Annotated in this window: 15 protein-coding genes; 7 read left to right on the plus strand and 8 right to left on the minus strand. The window is 66.1% G+C overall.

Annotated features, from left to right (window positions below; translation table 11 throughout):
- The first annotated feature begins 8 nt into the window (after positions 1–8).
- The 7 genes from ABIC16_RS05205 to ABIC16_RS05235 all read left to right on the plus strand — a co-directional run bounded on the left by ABIC16_RS05205 (position 9) and on the right by ABIC16_RS05235 (position 8,396).
- Positions 9–530, plus strand: a complete 522-nt coding sequence (locus tag ABIC16_RS05205) for a 2Fe-2S iron-sulfur cluster-binding protein (RefSeq protein WP_277970075.1) — start codon at positions 9–11, stop codon at positions 528–530.
- Positions 527–1,501: an FAD binding domain-containing protein gene (locus tag ABIC16_RS05210; protein ID WP_354290293.1), complete on the plus strand. Its 975-nt coding sequence runs from the start codon at positions 527–529 to the stop codon at positions 1,499–1,501. The genes ABIC16_RS05205 and ABIC16_RS05210 overlap by 4 nt, the downstream gene beginning before the upstream one ends.
- The gene (locus tag ABIC16_RS05215) at positions 1,498–3,723 is read left to right on the plus strand and encodes a xanthine dehydrogenase family protein molybdopterin-binding subunit (protein ID WP_354290294.1); all 2,226 of its coding nucleotides are present in this window, start codon (positions 1,498–1,500) and stop codon (positions 3,721–3,723) included. Before ABIC16_RS05210 ends, ABIC16_RS05215 begins: the two co-directional genes overlap by 4 nt.
- A 25-nt stretch (positions 3,724–3,748) precedes the next feature.
- Complete coding sequence (locus ABIC16_RS05220; RefSeq protein WP_354290295.1) at positions 3,749–5,956, plus strand: xanthine dehydrogenase family protein molybdopterin-binding subunit; 2,208 nt, start codon at positions 3,749–3,751, stop codon at positions 5,954–5,956.
- Positions 5,957–6,052: 96 nt separating this feature from the next.
- On the plus strand, positions 6,053–6,985 hold the full coding sequence (locus tag ABIC16_RS05225) for an XdhC family protein (protein WP_277970071.1): 933 nt from the start codon (positions 6,053–6,055) through the stop codon (positions 6,983–6,985).
- Between the two features lie 5 nt (positions 6,986–6,990).
- On the plus strand, positions 6,991–7,566 hold the full coding sequence (locus tag ABIC16_RS05230; protein WP_354290296.1) for a nucleotidyltransferase family protein: 576 nt from the start codon (positions 6,991–6,993) through the stop codon (positions 7,564–7,566).
- 68 nt (positions 7,567–7,634) lie between these two features.
- A complete protein-coding gene (locus ABIC16_RS05235; RefSeq protein WP_354290297.1) occupies positions 7,635–8,396 on the plus strand; it encodes a hypothetical protein in 762 nt (253 codons plus the stop codon).
- A gap of 922 nt (positions 8,397–9,318) precedes the next feature.
- On the opposite strand, the gene xylA is transcribed toward ABIC16_RS05235, so the two are convergent.
- From xylA to kdpF, 8 genes are all read right to left on the minus strand, one after another.
- Entirely contained in the window at positions 9,319–10,629 is a 1,311-nt protein-coding gene (gene xylA, locus ABIC16_RS05240) for a xylose isomerase (RefSeq protein WP_277970067.1), read from the minus strand.
- Positions 10,630–10,649: 20 nt separating this feature from the next.
- Positions 10,650–12,104, minus strand: coding sequence for a xylulokinase (gene xylB, locus ABIC16_RS05245; RefSeq protein WP_354290298.1), 1,455 nt, complete (start codon positions 12,102–12,104; stop codon positions 10,650–10,652).
- Between the two features lie 8 nt (positions 12,105–12,112).
- Positions 12,113–13,222 (minus strand): glycoside hydrolase family 43 protein, encoded by a 1,110-nt coding sequence (locus ABIC16_RS05250; protein WP_354290299.1) that lies wholly within the window; start codon positions 13,220–13,222, stop codon positions 12,113–12,115.
- A gap of 312 nt (positions 13,223–13,534) precedes the next feature.
- Positions 13,535–14,227: a response regulator gene (locus tag ABIC16_RS05255; protein ID WP_354290300.1), complete on the minus strand. Its 693-nt coding sequence runs from the start codon at positions 14,225–14,227 to the stop codon at positions 13,535–13,537.
- Positions 14,228–14,237: 10 nt separating this feature from the next.
- On the minus strand, positions 14,238–14,825 hold the full coding sequence (kdpC, locus tag ABIC16_RS05260; RefSeq protein WP_277970063.1) for a potassium-transporting ATPase subunit KdpC: 588 nt from the start codon (positions 14,823–14,825) through the stop codon (positions 14,238–14,240).
- A gap of 11 nt (positions 14,826–14,836) precedes the next feature.
- Positions 14,837–16,858 carry a potassium-transporting ATPase subunit KdpB gene (kdpB, locus tag ABIC16_RS05265; protein WP_354290301.1) on the minus strand — a complete coding sequence of 674 codons (2,022 nt, stop codon included), beginning with the start codon at positions 16,856–16,858 and terminating at the stop codon, positions 14,837–14,839.
- A gap of 11 nt (positions 16,859–16,869) precedes the next feature.
- Positions 16,870–18,573 carry a potassium-transporting ATPase subunit KdpA gene (kdpA, locus tag ABIC16_RS05270; RefSeq protein WP_354290302.1) on the minus strand — a complete coding sequence of 568 codons (1,704 nt, stop codon included), beginning with the start codon at positions 18,571–18,573 and terminating at the stop codon, positions 16,870–16,872.
- 13 nt (positions 18,574–18,586) lie between these two features.
- On the minus strand, positions 18,587–18,676 hold the full coding sequence (kdpF, locus tag ABIC16_RS05275) for a K(+)-transporting ATPase subunit F (protein ID WP_277970060.1): 90 nt from the start codon (positions 18,674–18,676) through the stop codon (positions 18,587–18,589).
- Positions 18,677–18,856 lie beyond the last annotated feature (180 nt).

Genomic DNA, 18,856 nt, shown 5'->3' on the forward strand with positions numbered 1-18,856 from the left:
GCTGCCCCATGCAATTTACCATCAACGGCGAAACCCACGACGTCGAACCCGATATCCGCGCATCGTTGCTCGACGTGCTGCGCGAACACGTCGGTCTGACCGGCACCAAGAAGGGCTGCGACCACGGCCAATGCGGTGCGTGCACCGTTCTGGTGAACGGGCGCCGTATCAATTCGTGTCTCACGCTCGCGGTCATGCATCAGGATGATGACATTCTGACGATCGAAGGGCTTGGCAGCGCGGACAATCTGCATCCGATGCAGGCTGCGTTCGTCAAGCATGACGGCTATCAGTGCGGTTATTGCACCCCCGGGCAGATCTGTTCTGCGGTCGGGATGCTCGACGAGGTCAAGAAGGGCTGGCCGAGCCATGTCAGCGACAAGCTCGATAGTGTCTCGCTCAGCAACGATGAGATTTCGGAGCGGATGAGCGGCAATCTGTGCCGGTGCTCGGCCTATCCCAACATCGTGGATGCGATTTCGGAAGTTTCCGGGCTGACGCCCGCGCAGAAAGAGGCGGCGGACGCATGAAGACCTTTGCCTATAGCCGGGCGGATAGCCCTGAAGCCGCGGTCGCCGCGGGTGGTCGCTTCATCGCGGGCGGGACCAATTTGCTCGACCTGATGAAGCTGCAGATCGAGACGCCGGAATCGCTGGTCGACATCAGCCGGCTCGACCTTGCGAAGATCGAAGAGCGCGAGGATGGCGGTCTGACGATTGGCGCGCTCGTTCCCAACAGCGACCTTGCTGCCGATCCGCGCGTGATCGCGGGCTATCCAGTGCTCAGTCGGGCGTTGCTGGCGGGTGCCTCGGGCCAGTTGCGCAACAAGGCGTCGACCGGGGGCAATCTGCTCCAGCGGACGCGCTGCTATTATTTCTACGACAAGGCGACTGCCTGTAACAAGCGCGAGCCGGGCACCGGTTGCTCCGCGATCGGCGGGGTGAACCGCATTCTGGCGATCCTCGGCACGAGCGAGCATTGCATCGCGACGCACCCGAGCGACATGGCGGTCGCAATGCGGGCGCTCGATGCGACGATCGTCACGTTGAAGGCAGACGGCGACCGCCGCCGGATCGCGATCGGGGACTTCTACCGGCTCCCGGGCGACACGCCGCAGATCGAGAACGTGCTCGAGGCGGGGGAACTGATCACCCACGTCGAATTGCCGACGCCGCCCAAGGGTGAGCAGCTGTACCGCAAGGTGCGCGACCGTGCGTCCTATGCGTTCGCGCTCGTTTCGGTGGCCGGGATCGTCTCGGTCGAGGACGGCAAGATTGCTTCCGCGGCGCTCGCGTTCGGTGGTCTCGGCCCGATGCCGTGGCGCGACCCTGCGGTCGAGGCTGCGCTGATCGGGCAGGCTCCATCTGATGCCGCGTTCGCCGCGGCGGCCGATGCGCTGCTCAAGGATGCCAAGGGCTATGGCACCAACGATTTCAAGATTCCGCTTACGCGCCGCACCCTGATTGCGAGCCTGCGTGAGCTGACGGGAGTGTCCGCATGAGTACCACCAATGCACTGAAGATGGACAAGCCGGTTCCCGACAGCTTGCTCGATACGAGCACGCAGGGAATCATCGGAAAGCCGCTCGACCGCAAGGAGGGGCCGCTCAAGGTCTCGGGCGCGGCGACCTACGCCGCCGAATATCAGATCGAGAATCTGGCGTACGGCGTTCTGGTCGGTGCGCCGTTCGGCAAGGGCAAGATCACCGGGATCGATTCGGATGTCGCCAAGGCCTTGCCCGGCGTGATCGACGTGGTGACGGATTTCGACAAGTTCCTCACGACACCCGCGCAGGGACTGGCCCCCAAGGCACCCCAGGGCGTGGAGAACGTTCAGTATTTCGGCGAAATCGTCGCGATCGTGCTGGCGGAGAGCTTCGAAGCCGCACGCGACGCAGCGCAGCAGGTCGTGATCAACCACGAAGCGGCGGACGATGGCCGGTATGATTTCGAGGCGCTGAAGGGCGAGGCCGAGAAGCCTGCCAAGGGCGACATCCCCTCGCATTTCTCGCAGGGCGATCTCGACAAGGCGATGACCGATGCGCCGGTGACGCTCGACGTCACCTTTACCACGCCGAGCCAGAACAGCGCGGCAATGGAGCCGCATGCCAGCATCGCGACTTGGGACGACAGCGGAATGCTGACGCTCCACGGCTCGTATCAGATGCCCGGCAATGACGTCGAACAGCTTGCGGCGGCGCTGGGTGTCAGCAAGTCGAAGGTTCGGATCGTCGCGCGCTATGTCGGCGGCGGCTTCGGGTCGAAGCTCGGCATCGCGCCCGAATCGGTCGCGGCGGCGCTTGCGGCCAAGGCGCTCGGGCGTCCGGTCAAGGCGGTGATGGCGCGCCAGCAGGTGTTCGATGCGACCGTGCGCCGCTCCAATACCGAGCAGCGGATCCGTCTCGCTGCGACCGCGGACGGCAAGCTGACCGCGATGGGGCATGAAACGCTGACGTCGAACCTGCCGGACGATGATTATTTCGAGCCGACGGGTCAGGCGACGCACTTTATGTATGCGGCGGAAAACCGCGAGATCAACCACGACATCGTCCGGCTCGACTGGTTGTTGTCGGGTTCGATGCGCGCGCCGGGTGAAGCGGTCGGGATGCTCGCGCTGGAAGGCGCGATGGATGAGCTGGCGGAAAAGCTCGGGATCGACCCGATCGAGTTTCGCAAGATCAACGAGCCCGAGATGGACCCCGAAAAAGGTGTGCCGCATTCGTCGCGCGAACTCGTGCGGTGCATGGACGTCGGTGCGACCAGCTTCGGCTGGGACAAGCGCAACGCGACCCCCGGAACGCGCCGCGAAGGCGAGTGGCTCGTCGGCATCGGCATGGCGGCGGCAGCGCGCGCGAACATGCTCCAGCCTTCGGAAGCGCGGGTAACCTTGTCCGCGACGGGGCGTGCGACGGTCGAAACCGACATGACCGACATCGGGACGGGAACGTACACGATCCTCGGGCAGATCGCGGGTGAAGTGCTCGGGCTTCCGCTCGAGCATGTCGACGTCGAGCTGGGGGACACCAACTTCCCGACAGCAGCAGGGTCGGGCGGGTCGTTCGGCGCCGGGTCGAGCGGGACCTCTGTGTATCTCGCCGCGGAAGCGATCCGCGAGAAGCTTGCCAAGGCGATGGGGGTCGATGTCGACGCGCTGACGCTCAAGGACGGTCATGCGATCGCTGACAATCGGCGCGTGCCGCTCGGTGAGCTGGCAGGCGAGGGGATCGTCGCGATCGGCTCGATCAAGCCGGGCAAGCAGGAGAAGGAGACGACCCAGTCGTCCTACGGTGCACATTTCGCCGAAGTCGGCGTCAATGCGGTGACGGGCGAAGTTCGTGTCCGCCGGATGCTCGGGGTATTCGCGGCTGGGCGGATCCTCAATGCAAAGACCGCGCGATCGCAGTGCCTTGGCGGAATGACCTTTGGGATCGGCACCGCGCTGACCGAGGATCTGATCCACGATCCGCGCAACGGGAAGTTGGTGAACCGCGATCTCGCGGAATATCATCTGCCGGTGAACGCGGACGTCCCGCAGCTCGAGGTCGAGTTCCTCGAGGAACGCGACATCCACGCCAACCCGATGCACGCCAAGGGTATCGGCGAGCTGGGGATCTCGGGCGCAGGTGCGGCGATCGCGAATGCGGTGTACAACGCCACTGGCATCCGTGTGCGGGACTACCCACTTACGCTCGATAAGATCTTGGAAGGCCTTCCCGAACTGTAAGGGCCGGCCGCGCGCGGGGAACATCATGGCCGATTTCAAAATGGACGCCGATCACTCCGGCCTCGCGCTGGAGCGTGGGGTCCAGGGGGTGCTCGGCGCCGGGCTCGACCGGAGCGAGGGCGCGCTCAAGGTCAGCGGTGCCGCGCGCTATGGCTATGAACATCCGGTCGCGGGGGAGGTGGCGTACGGCTATCTGATCACCGCGCCCGCTGCCAGGGGCAGGATCACCGGGTTCGATACCGCTGCCGCGCGAGGCTTGCCGGGGGTGCTCGACGTGATCGTCGACGACCCCCGCATTCCGCGTCAGGCGGCGGCGTTCGTTCCGGCGCACGCCGGCAACGACGAAATTGACCATTGGGATCAAATCGTTGGCGTCGCAGTCGCGACCAGCTTCGAGGCGGCGCGCGACGCGGCGAAATCGGTGACGATGACGATCGCACCCGAACAGGGGCATTTCGACACGATGGCGGGGGTTGGCGATGCCGACGGTCCGCCCACGGATTCGCGCCTGCAGGATATGGCCAAGGGCGATATCGACGCGGCGATGGCCGATGCCGCGGTTACGATCGACCAGGTTTATACCACCCCAAATCAGGTGCATGCGGCGATGGAGCCGCACGCGTCGGTCGCGGTGTGGGAAGGTGACACGCTCACGCTCCATTCCAGCTTGCAGATCCTGCATGCCGCCAAGGGCATCCTCGCCAAGTCGGTCGGGATCGCGGCGGACAAGGTTCGTATCCTATCGCCTTATATTGGCGGTGGTTTTGGCGGGAAAATGCTCGGGCCGGAGGCGGTGCTTGCGGCGATCGCGGCGCAAAAGGTCGGGCGCCCGGTGAAGATCGCGATGGCGCGATCACAGCTGTTCCACAACATCTATCGCCGCACCGATACGCATCAGCGGATCCGCTTAGCCGCTGATAAGGATGGAAAATTGACCGCGCTGGCGCATGACAGCGTGGTAAGCCAGGGGCCGGACGGCGGGTTCATGGAGCCGGTCGCATTGGGGTCGATCGCCTTGTACGATGCGCCGGTGCGGCACTTCACGCACAAGATTGTGACGCTCGACATGGTGCAGGCGGGCGCGGTGCGGGCGCCGGGTGAGGCGGTCGGGATGCTCGCGCTCGAGACGGCGATCGATGAGCTGGCCGAGGCGCTCGGGCGCGATCCCATTGATTTTCGCAAACTTAATGAGCCGCCGGTCGACCCGATGACGGGCGCGCCGTTCTCGACGCGGGCGCTGGTGGAGTGTCTCGACAAGGGTGCGGAGCGGTTCGGCTGGGCCAACCGTGCGCCGCAGCCAGGGCAAGTGCGCGACGGCGAGTGGCTGATCGGGATGGGGATGGCGGCGGCTGTCCGGATCAACCTGCTGGTCGATTCACAGGCGCGCGTGACGCTTTCGCCCGACGGACGCGCGCGAATTGAGACCGATATGACCGATATCGGTACCGGAACGTACACGATTCTCGGCCAGATTGCGGCGGAATCGCTCGGTTTGCCGATGGATTGCGTCGACGTGATTCTGGGCGATACCGATCTGCCGCCGGGCGCCGGATCGGGCGGGTCGTTCGGCGCGGCGAGCGCCGGATCGTCGGTCGCGCTCGCGTGCGAGGATATCGTCGCGACGCTCGCCGAGCGGATGCAGGCGGACCCCAAGGACATGACGCTCAAGGACGGCCATGCGATCGCGGGCAACCGCCGGGTGCCGCTGTCCGAGCTGGTCGGGAGCGAGCCGCTCGCGGCGCTCGGCAAGATCAGCCAGGGCAGCAACGCCAAGACCTTCAGCCAGGCCGCGCACGGCGCGCAATTCGCCGAGGTCGCGGTCAACAGCGTGACCGGCGAAGTGCGCGTGCGGCGGATGCTCGGTGTGTTCGAGGCGGGGCGGATCCTCAACGCCAAGCTTGCGCGGAGCCAGGCGATCGGCGGGATGATCTGGGGGATCGGTTATGCGCTGATGGAAGAAGCGGTGCTCGACCAGCGGCACGGCGCGTTCGTCAATCATGACCTCGGTGAATATCACATCCCCAGCCATGCCGACGTGCCGCCGCTCGACGTTCTGTTCGTCGAGCATATCGACCGGCATGCCAACCCGATCGGGGTGAAGGGGCTGGGCGAATTGTCGATCTCGGGCGCGGGTGCCGCGGTGACCAACGCGATCTACAATGCGTGCGGGGTGCGCGTGCGCGACTTCCCGCTGACGCTCGACAAGATCCTCGGCGGGTTGCCGGATATGTGATTCCTTGGGGAGGGGGCTGTGCGATTAGGGTGATGGCCGGTTTTGCGGCACGCCCCTCTCCCCGGCCCTCTCCCGCAAGCGGGAGAGGGAGTAGAAATGGCTGACAATGATTCCGTGCTGAATGCCGCCACCCAGTGGAAGGGTGCGCCGCTTGCGCTCGCCACCGTGGTGTCGACCTGGGGCTCCGCGCCGCGTCCGCGCGGGAGCCATATGCTCGTCCACGCCGATGGCCGGTTCGAGGGATCGGTCTCGGGCGGGTGCGTTGAGAACGACATCCTCACGACCGCCGCCGAGGTGATCGCGGGGGCGCCGTTCCAGCTCAAGAATTACGGCATCGCGGATGCCGCCGCGTGGGAAGTCGGGCTGCCGTGCGGGGGCGAGATCTCGGTGCTGGTCCAGCCGGTGTCGGCGGAAGGCTTCGACCCCGAACTGTTCGACCGGATCGCCGAAGCGCGCGATGACGGCAAGGCGTTGCAGGTCGTGACCGATCTCGCGTCGGGCCAGAGCTCGCTGCGCCCGCAGGAGGGCGCGGCGTTCGTCAACCGCTATGATCCCCCGCGCCGGTTGCTGATCGTCGGCGCGGTGCAGATCGCACAGGCGCTCGCGGGCCTCACGCGCGAGATGGGGATCGCGACGACCGTGATCGACCCGCGTGCGCGCTTCCTGACCGAGGAGCGGTTCCCCGGCGTCACGCTCGACGATCGCTGGCCCGACGAGGCGGTCGAGGCGCTCGATCCCGGTCCCGCGACCGCGGTGGTGACGCTCAGCCACGATACCAAGATCGACGATCCCGCGCTGATCGCGGCGCTGGCGCATCCGACCGCCTATGTCGGGGCGCTCGGCTCGCGCCGAAGCCATGCCGCGCGGCGCGAGCGGCTTGCGGCGGCGGGCGTGTCCGAGGCGGACCTCGACCGGATCGACGCACCGGTCGGGATCGACATTGGCGCGGTCGGCCCGGCGGAAATCGCACTATCGATCGCCGCGGCAATGGTCGGTGCGTTCAACGCGGATCAACGCAAGAAGGGATGAGCGCGATGCTGACCCCCGAACAGTGCGTGCTGGTCCTGCTTGCGGCGGGGCGATCGGTACGGTTCGGGGATGTGGACAAGCTCCAGCAGGACTTCCTCGGCAAGCCGCTCGCCTTCCATGTCGTGACCGCGCTGGAAGCGATGCCGTTCAAGGCGCGGCTGGCGGTCTGCTCGGGATCGGACCTCGACTTTGCCAGCCGCGGCTACCGCGTGATTCACAATGACGATCCGGGCGACGGCATGTCGGGCTCGGTCAAGCTCGGCGTGGCGGCGGCGCGCGCGATCGGGTGCGACGCGGTGGTGATCGCGCTGGCGGACATGCCGCGCGTGACCGCGACGCACATCTATCGCTTGCTCGAGGCGGCAGCGGGGCGGGATGCAGTGATCGCATCGAGCAACGGCGTCCACCCGACCCCGCCCGCGGTGTTCGGGGCGGATCAGTTCGAGGCGTTGCTGACGCTGGAGGGCGACGAAGGCGCGCGCGCGATGGTACGGGCGGGGCGGCATGTGATCGCGCCGGAAGCGGAGTTGCTCGACGTGGATCGGCCCGAGGATCTGGCGCGGTTGCGCAGCTTGCGGTGAGGCAGGCCGCGTAACTCCGGTGTAGCCGATCGCGACCCTGATGCCGTAGGGTCCCCGTGTCGCGGCCGATGGCGATCCCACAGGCGTGCGATGCCGACGGTCTCAACGACGAGTATGCCATGCGCCGTTTTCTTGCTTTCCCCGCGATCAGCCTCGCCCTGCTCTCCGCGTGCAGCCACAAACCGCGGATCGTCACGGCGCTCCCACCGCCGCCCGTGCCTGCGCCGCTGCAACCGACCATGCCGGCCGGGGCCTATGTCGGCATGCGGACTCCCCCGCGCATGAGCGATGGCCGCTATCTCACGCCCAATCGCAATCTTTCCGCCGACGGCACGGTCTGGCATTTGCGGGCTGCGCTGAACGTCGCCGCGCTCGCGTGCCGGGGGGCGGACGAAGACAGGATCGTGGCGAGCTACAATGCGCTGCTGACCCGTCAGAAAGCGCTGCTCCAGACGGCGCAGGCGCGGCTGTCCGCCGAGTATAAGGCGCAAGGCGGCGCGTGGCAGGACCGCTACGACGACCAGATGACGCGGCTCTACAATTTCTTCTCCCAGTCCCAGGTCCGCGAGCCCTTCTGCCGCGCCGCCGCTGCCACCCTCGCCGACAGCGCGACATCGACGCCAGCGACCTTTCCGGCCTTCGCTTCGGACCGTCTGCCGGTGCTCGAGAAGCCTTTCACGGATTTCTTCGCCGCCTATGACGCGTGGCGCGCCGGAAGCGTGACGGCCAATCGCATGGCGAGCATGGGGGGTGTGCCTGCGGCAGCAGCCTCGAGCGGGTGGCAAGCGGGTTCGGCGATCGCTGCGACAGCCGCGCGGCTCGGGAAGTGAGACGATCATTGCGCGTTTTGTAGGAGAGGAATGCCGAACGGCTCGGCAAAACGTCTAGGACTAGCAGATCGAGTTAAGCGGCGTTTTGACCAGAAACGCCCGATGGAAGACGGCAGCGTCCGTGAGAGACTGCTCGAAAGCAAACAGTCGGTCCGAATTGACGGACATCACCGGACCGATAAGGTGTGCCCTTGGGGGAGAGATTTAATGTCCATAACTGTTCGCGTCGCACTTGCCATCTTTGCAGCGACGATACCCTATTCAGCGGTGGTAGGCTCGTCCGCACCGAACCAAACGAGCCAAGACGATCAGCAAGTTCAGCAGTTTCTTTCGGCTCTAAAAGCTGGAAAAGGTCAAGAAGCTGTTCACACCTTATTGTCATCGTCTCCATTGTGGGCACAACGCGCCGGCGCAAGCGAACAAATGGTTGGACAGATAGACGCTGCCGTTAAAGCTTACGGACCTATAGTCTCTTATGAAAAGTTGTCATCGACAAATCTTGGAACAATGGCAATCCGAGAGTATTACTTGATACAGCATCGCGACATGGTCACCCGATGGGAGTTCGATCTCGTACGAACCCCAAGGGGATGGAGCGTTGGCTACTTTCGGATTCACCGATCAGCCGAATGCTTGGTTTTCATAATCATAGCGTCTTACAAACGAAAGTGTAAGGCAACTGTCATCTTCATAAGCTTGCCTTCTTGAAGCAGCCTTTCGTTTAATCACCGAACTCGCGACCTTCGCCGTCGGCGAGAATGACGCCGAGCGGACGGGTGGGAAATGTCCAGGATCGTACATCGGTCTGTGTCCGCGAGCTGGAACGGGTGAAGCTGAAGTCCTCGAACTTCAACCACCGCAAAAAAGGGCCGCGAGCATGTCTGCTCGCGGCCCTTTCCGTTTGCCCGATCGGGGCGACCGATCAGATGAAGCGGTTGATTAGATTCTCGATCCGCTCCTGACGGCCCGAGCGCGGCTGCGGGTCGATGCTGTGCTCGACCGCGAGATCCGCGATCCCTGCCAGATCGAGACCACCGACCTTCTGGCCGAAGTCCGCATCCCAGCCGGCGTACCGCTCGGTCTTGATCGCATCGAGGCGACCGTCCTCGATCAGTGCTGCCGCATTGAGCAGGCCCTTGGCGACGACGTCGATCGCGCCGACATGGCCGTGGAACAGGTCGACCGCGTCCATCGACTGGCGGCGGACCTTAGCGTCGAAGTTGAACCCGCCGGTGGTGAAGCCGCCCGCGCGGATGATCTCGAGATTGGCGAGCGTCAGTTCCTCGACCGAGTTGGGGAACTGGTCGGTATCCCAGCCATTCTGCGGATCGCCGCGGTTCGCGTCGATCGAGCCGAAGATGCCGAGCGCCGCTGCGGTCGCGATCTCATGCTCGAAGGTGTGGCTGGCGAGGGTCGCGTGGTTCGCCTCGATGTTGACCTTCACTTCATTCTCGAGGCCGTAGCGCTTGAGGAAGCCGTACACCGTCGCGGTGTCGAAATCATACTGGTGCTTGGTCGGCTCGAACGGCTTCGGCTCGATCAGGATCGTGCCGGTGAAGCCGATCTTGTGCTTGTGCTCGACGACGAGCGACAGGAAGCGCCCGAAATTGTCGAGTTCGCGCTTCATGTCGGTGTTGAGCAGCGTCTCATAGCCCTCGCGACCGCCCCACAGGACGTAGTTCGCGCCGCCGAGGCGATGCGTCGCTTCGAGCGCGTCACGGACCTGCATCGCGCCGAACGCGTACACTTCCGGGTTGGGGTTGGTAGCACCACCGGCGGCGAAGCGCGGGTGGCTGAACAGGTTGGCGGTGCCCCACAACAGCTTGCGGCCCGACGAGGCCTGCAGCTTCTCGAGATGGTCGACGGCTTCGGCGAAGTTGCGGCGATGCTCGGTGATGTTGGCGGCATCCGCCATCACGTCGACGTCGTGGAACGCGTAGAAGGGGATGTCGAGCTTGGTGAAGAAGTCGAACGCGACTTCACGCTTGGCCGCCGCTGCCGCCGCGTCGTTCGCGCCGGCATGCCACGGGCGGTTGAACGTCCCGCCACCGAACACGTCCGAACCCGGCCAGCAGAAGGTGTGCCAGAAGCAGGCGGCGAAGCGCAGATGGTCTTCCATCCGCTTGCCCATGACGACCCGGTCCTTGTCGTAATAGCGGTACGCCAGCTCGTCGTCGGTCTCGGGCCCCTTGAAGCTGATCTGGGGGATGTCGGCAAAGAAATCATTGGCCATTGGGGCGCTCCTTCAAAGGGTCAGTTGGATGCGGTAAGGGGGGAAATCGCGGCATAGGCAGCCCGGAACGCAGCTTTCTTGGGTGCGAGCCGGGCGGTCAATTCCGCGTCGGGGGTGATGCGGTGCGAAACGGGTGGGGCGACGCAAACCTCGGCTGGGGTGCCGCCGTCGACCGCGAGTTGCGCGAGCCGCGCCGCGCCGAGCGCGGGGCCGACTTCGCCGCCCTGGAGGTAGACGAGGGGCACGTCCATCGCCGCCGCGAGCGTCTCGCCCCAGTAGCGCGAGCGTGCGCCGCCACCGATGACCGCGAGCTCGGCGACTTCGGTGCCCGCTTCGCGCAGCACGTCGAGCCCATCGGCGAGCGCGAAGGCGACGCCTTCGAGCACCGCCTGCGCGAGCCGGTTGGCGTCGGTGTCATTGTCGAGCCCGTAGAACGCGCCGCGGACCTGCGCGTCGTTGTGCGGCGTGCGCTCGCCCGAGAGATAGGGGAGGAAACCCTCGGGGCCATTCGCGATGCCAGCCGCCTCGGCGCGCTGGAACAGTTCGGCGGCGCCGGTCGCGCCGGTGAGGCGGGCAACCCAGTCGATGCAAGAGGCGGCGCTGAGATGGACCGACATCTGGTGCCACATGTCGGGCAGGCAGTGGCAGAACGCATGGACCGCGCGCGCCGGGTTGGGGCGGAACTGATCGTTGGCGACGAAGATCACGCCCGACGTGCCAAGCGACAGCAACGCCTTGCCATCGGTGACGACGCCGACCCCAGCCGCACCACCGGCATTGTCGCCAGCGCCACCCGCGACCGGGACCTGCGGGATGCCCCAGGCTTCGGCGATGTCGGCGCGCAGCGTGCCCGCAACGTCGGTGCCCTCGACCAGCCGCGGCATCTGCGCCTCGGTGAGGCCACAGGCGGCGAGGAGCGTCTCGCTCCAGCGGCGGCCCGCGACGTCGAGCCACAAGGTGCCCGCCGAATCCGACATGTCGGATGCTTTCTCGCCGGTCATCCGCAGCCGGACGTAATCCTTGGGCAACAGTACCGTCGTGACCTGCGCGAAGATCTCCGGCTCGTGGCGGCGGACCCATTCGAGCTTGGGGGCGGTGAAGCCCGGCATCACGGTGTTGCCGCCGACGGTGCGGAAGTCACCCGTCGCCTGTTCCAGCGCGGCGCATTCGGCGAACGAGCGTCCGTCGTTCCACAGGATCGCGGGACGCAGGGGCTTGTCGTCCGCGCCGAGCAGGGTCGCGCCGTGCATCTGCCCGGCGAGCCCGATCCCGCGGACCGCGCGGCGCACGCTAGGGTCGATCGCGAGGACCGCCGCGCTGGTCGCCTTCCACCAGTCCTCGGGGTCCTGTTCGGACCACAAGGGCTGGGGACGCTGGACGGTCAGCGCGGCGACGCCCTGACCGACGACCGCGCCGTGCGTGTCGAGGACGACGGCCTTGACGCCCGACGTGCCGATATCGATTCCGAGAAACATCGCCTGCCTTACTTTACCAGCGGATCGATCGTCTGGATCGTGCCGTCCGTGTTGAAGCGGAGTTCGGTGACCTTGACGTTGCGGAGGTGGTTCTTGTTGCTCAGCTGGGTGTCCGCGTAGAACAGCCACCATTTGCCACCGGTCTGGATGATCGAATGGTGTGTCGTCCAGCCCTGCACCGGCAGCAGGAAATGCCCGCGATAGGTGAACGGACCGTACGGGTTGGTGCCGGTCGCATAGTTGAGGAAGTGCGTGTCGCCGGTCGAGTAGGTGTAGTAATATTGCCCGCCGCGCTTGAACACCCACGACGCCTCGAAGAAGCGCTTCTCATGGTCGCCGCCGAGGATCGGCTTGCCGTTCGCGTCGAGGATCACCGCGTCGCGTGGCGTTTCGGCGAGGCTCTTCATGTCGGGGTTCATCCGCGCGACCTTGCCGGTCAGCGCAGGCTGCGTGTCCTGTCCGAGATCGGTATCGCTGCCGTTGGGATCGAACTTGCCGTCCTTCCAGCGCTGGAGCTGGCCGCCCCAGATCCCGCCGAAATACATGTACGCCTTGCCGTCGGTGTCGGTGAACACCGCCGGGTCCATCGAGAACGCGCCCGCGATCGGCTTGGGGTCGGCCTTGAACGGGCCCATCGGGTTCTTGGAGGTCGCGACGCCGATCATGAACTTGCCGAGGCCGTTCTTGTCCTTGGTCTTGTCGCGCGCCGGGAAGTACAAATAGTACGTTCCGTTCTTATAGGCGGCGTCGGGCGCCCACATCTGCTGTGAGGCCCAGGGCACCTGCTTCACGTCGAGCGCGACCGGGCCGACCGTGACCTTGCCGCCGATCCGGTCCATCCGCAGCACGCGGTAGTCGCGCATCGCATATTGGTTGCCGAGATCATCGTCCGCGGTCGGAGTCGGGATGTCGTGGCTGGGGTAGACGTAGATCTTGCCACCGAACACGTGCGCCGAAGGGTCGGCGGTGTAGATCGAGGTGACCAGCGGCTGCGACAGGAAACCCTTGGGGTCGGACGGCGTCGCGGCGGAATGATCCTGCGCGAGCAGCGCCGCACCGGATGCCAGGCCAACCACGGCCAAGCCGCTTGCCGCGGCTAAAAACAGGCCTTTCTTCATCGCACTTCTCCCGAATCTCGCGCTCGTTGGCGCGGGTTGGGGCAAAGGTAACGCTACCAAGATGGTTCGACAAGGATATTCGACGGGGGGCGGGCTGCTGGTTGGTGTCGCCTGCTCTTCCGGCATCGCCGCGCAGGCGCAATCTTCGTATGAAGGCGAACGGCGGCTTGATCGTCACCTGCGCCCCAAAGGCTGGCGTCATGCTGAACTCGTTTCAGCATCCACCGCGCAACAGGCAGAGTCCGGACTCGCGGAGGGCTGGATCCTGAAACGGGTTCAGGATGACGGACGGTTTGGCAGAACGGGCACCGTCTACCGTTCCCCCGTCGCCAGCCGATACCCCACGCCGGGTTCGTTGATCAGCAAGCGCGGCGCGGCGGCGTCTTCCTCCAGCTTCTGCCGCAGACCGCGGATCACGATCCGCAGATAGTCGACGTGCATCTGGTGCGCGGGGCCCCAGACCGTGCGCAGCAATTGCGTGTGGCCGATGACGCGGTCCGGGCGCTTGGCGAGTTCCGCCAGCACGTCATATTCCTTGGGGGTCAGGTGGACGGCGTTGTCGCCGCGCCGGACGCGGCGATGGTCGAGGTCGATCTCGACATTGCCGGCCCGGACCAGCACGCGTTCGGCCTGAGTCGACAGCCGGTGGCGGAAAGCGGTGCGCAGCCGCGCCAGCAATTCCTCGGTATCGAACGGTTTGGAGACGTAGTCGTCCGCGCCCAGATCGAGCGCGGCGACCTTTTCGCTGGTGTCGTCGCGCGCCGACACGACGATGACCGTCGCTTGCGAGCGGGTCTTGATCAGCTGGATGAGCTCGAGCCCGTCGCGGTCGGGCAGGCCGAGGTCGAGCAGCACCGCGTCGGGTTTGGCGATGTCGACCAGCGACAGGCCCTCGCGCGCGGTGCCGGCTTCGGACACGCCGTAACCGGCGCGTTCCAGGGCGACGCGCAGCAACCGGCGGATGTGCGCGTCGTCCTCCACGATCAGGACTTTCTGGGCAGGCATGGCAGGCGTGTTACGGCCGCTTGGTCATTCGGTCGAGCGCAAGGTTGAGCGCGAGCACATTGACGCGCGGTTCGCCGAGGAACCCGAGCAGCGGCGTCTCCGCGGTCTGCGCGACCAGCGCGCGCACCTGGGCCTCCGCGATCCCGCGCGCCTTGGCGACGCGGGCGGTTTGATAAAAAGCCGCCTCGGGGCTGATATGGGGGTCTAGCCCCGAGGCGGAGGTCGTCACCAGATCGGCGGGAACAGTTGAACCTGGTGCCGTAACGCGTGCAGCGGCGATGTCCGCCGAAACCCGATCGACCAGCGCCTTGCTCGTCGGACCCAGGTTCGAACCGGACGAAGCGGCGGCGTCATAGCCCTTGCCGGCCGCGGACGGGCGGCCGTGGAAATAGCCCGCGCCGGCAAAGCCCTGACCGATCAGCGAAGAGCCGATCACGGTTCCCTTCGCGTTGCGGAGCAGGCTGCCGTTGGCGGCGGACGGCGCGATCACCTGGCCGAGGCCGGTGAGCGCGAGCGGATAGAGGATGCCCAGCAGCAGCGCGAACAGGAGCGTCAGCACGATCGCGGGACGAAGCGCGGATTTGAAATCGGTCAGCATGGTGCAGATCCTCAGGCGAGGTGGAGGCCGGCGACGACGAGGTCGATCAGCTTGATCCCGATGAACGGCGCGATCAGCCCGCCGAGGCCGTAGATCGCGAGGTTGCGGGCGAGCAGCGGGCCAGCCCCCATCGGGGTGTATTTGACGCCCTTCAGCGCGAGCGGGACGAGCAGCGGGATGATCAGCGCGTTGAAGATGATCGCCGACAGGATCGCGCTGTTGGGGCTGGACAGGCCCATCACGTTGAGCACGCCCAATCCGGGGTACAGCGCGATAAAGATCGCGGGGATGATCGCGAAATATTTCGCCACGTCGTTGGCGACCGAGAAGGTCGTCAGCGCGCCGCGCGTCATCAGCAACTGTTTGCCCAGGCCGACGATCTCGATCAGCTTGGTCGGATCGCTGTCGAGGTCGACCATGTTGCCCGCCTCGCGCGCGGCTTGGGTTCCCGTGTTCATCGCCACGCCGACATCGGCCTGGGCGAGCGCGGGGGCGTCGTTGGTGCCATCCCCGCACATCGCGACGAGCTTGCCGCCCTGCTGTTCCTTGCGGATCAGCGCGAGCTTGTCCTCGGGCGTCGCCTCGGCGAGGAAATCGTCGACGCCCGCTTCGGCGGCGATCGCGGCGGCGGTGAGCGGGTTGTCGCCGGTGATCATCACCGTGCGGATTCCCATCCGGCGCAGCTCGACGAAGCGTTCGCGCACCCCCGCCTTGACCACATCCTTGAGCGCCACCGCGCCCAACAGGCGCCCGTCGCGGAGCACCGCGAGCGGGGTCATGCCGCCGCGTGCGATCTCGTCGGTGATGCGCTTGAGTTCGACCGCACCCGCAGCGTCGGCGGGGAGCGTCTTGAGGATCGAATCGACCGCGCCTTTCAACAGGGTGACCCCGCCGATCTTCACGCCCGAGGCGCGCGTCTGCGCGGTGAACGGGATGATCTCGGCGTCGTCGGGCAGGGTGGCGGTCTGGTGGAACGTGTCGCGCGCCAGCACGACGATCGAGCGGCCCTCGGGGGTTTCGTCGGCAAGGCTCGCGGTCATCGCCGCTTCGGCCAGCGTTGCGACGTCGATCCCGGCGAGAGCACGGAATTCGCTCGCCTGACGGTCGCCGATCGTGATCGTGCCGGTCTTGTCGAGCAGCAGCACGTCGATGTCGCCCGCCGCCTCGACCGCGCGCCCCGACTTGGCGAGGACGTTGAAGCGCACCAGCCGGTCCATTCCTGCGATGCCGATCGCCGACAGCAGCGCCGCGATCGTCGTCGGGATCAGCGTGATCAGCAGTGCCGCCAGCACCGCGACCGAAATCCCGCCGCCGGCATAGTTGGCGAAGCCCGGAATCGTCGCGACCGCGATCAGGAAGATGATCGTCAGGCCGACGAGCAGGATCGTCAGCGCGATTTCGTTCGGGGTCTTCTGGCGTTCGGCGCCTTCGACCAGCGCGATCATGCGATCGAGGAAGCCCTGGCCGGGTTCCGCGGTGACCTGCACCGTGATCTGGTCGGAGAGGACGCGCGTGCCCGCGGTGACGGCAGACCGGTCACCACCGGCCTCCCGGATGACGGGGGCGCTCTCGCCGGTGATCGCGGCTTCGTTGACCGAGGCGACGCCGACGATGACTTCGCCGTCCGCCGGGATCAGGTCGTTCGCCTCGACCAGGACCGTGTCGCCCTTGGCCAGCTGCGTCGCGGGGACGAGTTCCCACGCGCCCGCCACGCCGATCAGCCGCTTGGCGGTCAGTTCGGACTTGGCGGCGCGGAGGCTGGCCGCCTGGGCGCGCCCGCGGCCTTCCGCGAGCGCTTCGGCAAACGTGCCGAACAGCACCGTCAGCCACAGCCAGACGATCAGCTGGATCTGGAACGCGGCGGCGAGCGGCTCGCCCCCCATCGCCAGCAGGATGGTGAGCAGCAGGGCGACCACGGCCGTGGTGAAGAGCACGGGGTTCTTCACCAGCTGGCGCGGATCGAGCTTCTTGAAGGAGTCGCCGATCGCCGGGACGATCAGCTTCGCCGAGAACATGGAGGATGCGGTTGCCATTGTCAGGACCTTCAGGAGAGCTGGCCGTTGATCATCGCGAGATGATCAGCGATCGGGCCGAGGGCGAGGCTGGGCAGGAAGGTGAGGCCGCCGAGGATCAGGATGATCCCGACGAGCAATCCGATCCACAGCCCGCCCGTGGTCGGGAACGAGCCCGCGCCGGCAGGAATGTGCTTCTTGGCGGCGAGGCTGCCCGCGATCGCGAGCACCGGCACGATGATGAAGAACCGCCCGAGCCACATCGCGATCGACAGCATCCCGTTGTACCAGGGCGTGCCCGCGGAGAGACCCGCGAAGGCGGAGCCGTTGTTGGCGGTCGCCGAGGTAAAGGCGTAGAGGATCTCCGAGAAGCCGTGCGGCCCCTTGTTGAGCGGCCCCGCGAGACCGGCGGGCATCACCGCGCTCAGCGACGTCAGCCCCAGGATGCACAAGGGCAGGATCGCGATGGCGAGGACCGCGAGCTTGACCTCGCGGCTCTCGATCTTCTTGCCGACATATTCGGGCGTGCGCCCGACCATCAGCCCGGCGACGAACACCGCGAGGATCGCGAACAGCAGGAAGCCGTAGATTCCGGCGCCGACGCCACCGATGACGATCTCGCCGAGCTGCATGTTGAACAGCGGGATCATCCCGCCGAGTGCTGTAAAGCTGTCGTGCATCGCATTGACTGCGCCGCACGAGGCGGCGGTGGTGACGACCGCGAACAGCGAGGACGCGACGATGCCGAAGCGGACTTCCTTGCCCTCCATGTTGCCGCCGGCGACGCCGATGTGCTGGAGGATCGGGTTGCCCTGCGCTTCCTGCCAGTAGCAGACGGTGATCCCTGCGAGGAACAGCACGGTCATCGCGCCGAGGATCGCCCAGCCTTGCCGGGTGTTGCCGACCGCCTTGCCGAAGGTCCAGGTCAGCCCGACGCCGATCGCGAAGATCGACAGCATCTGGACGAGGTTGGTGAGCGCGGTGGGGTTTTCGAACGGGTGCGCGCTGTTGGCGTTGAAGAAGCCGCCACCGTTGGTGCCGAGCATCTTGATCGCTTCCTGGCTCGCGACCGGGCCGAGCGCGATCGTCTGCTTGACGCCTTCCAGCGTCGTCGCGTCGACCGACATGGCGAGCGTCTGCGGCACGCCGCTGACGATCAGAAACAGCGCATAGACGACGCAGATCGGGAGCAGCAGGTACAGCGTGACGCGCGTCAGATCGGCCCAGAAATTGCCGATCGTCTTGCTCTCCCGCCGCGCAAAACCGCGGAACAGCGCGAAGCCGATCGCAATGCCGGTGGCGGCGCTGAGGAAGTTGTGGATCGTCAGCCCGAGCATCTGGCTGAGGTTCGACATCACCGCCTCGCCCGAATACCACTGCCAGTTGGTGTTGGCGACGAACGAGATCGCAGTGTTCATCGCGCCGTCCGGCCCGACGCCGGCAAACCCGCTCTGGTCGAGCGGCAGGAACGCCTGGAGCCGCAACACCGCGTAGGTCAGCAGCACGGTGACGAGCTGGAACAGCAGCATGTGGACCGCATAGCGGCGCCAGCCCTGCTCGACCGTCGGGTCGATCCCGGCGAGCTTGTAGAAGCCGGTCTCGACGGGGCTGAGCACGACGTGGAGCGGGGTGCGCCGCCCCTCGTAGAGCGCGAACAGCCACATCCCCATCGGCTTGGTGATCGCCGCCAGGACGGCGACGAAGAGCGCGATCAGCGCCCATCCCTGAATGGTCATCGATGCAGGTCCTTCAGAACCGCTCGGGCCGGACGAGCACGGCGACGAGATACAGCAGGAGGGCGACCGCGGTCAGCCCGGCGATGGCGAGGTGGAGTGTCATGTCAGGCCCCTTCAGGCTTCGTCGCACAGGCGGACGAAGGCGAGGGTCAGCAGGAACAGCCCGCCAAGAATGGCGAGCCAGAGAAGATCGGGCATGTTGGGGCCTTTCCCGGCGATGCCGCCCCGAATGGCGGCTTCCGAGGGGCGAGATAGGCGCGAGCCGCATTAAGGTGCGCCGGGT

Origin of the sequence: Sphingomonas sp. PvP055 (genome assembly GCF_040546365.1) — a bacterium.
Lineage (GTDB): Bacteria > Pseudomonadota > Alphaproteobacteria > Sphingomonadales > Sphingomonadaceae > Sphingomonas > Sphingomonas echinoides_A.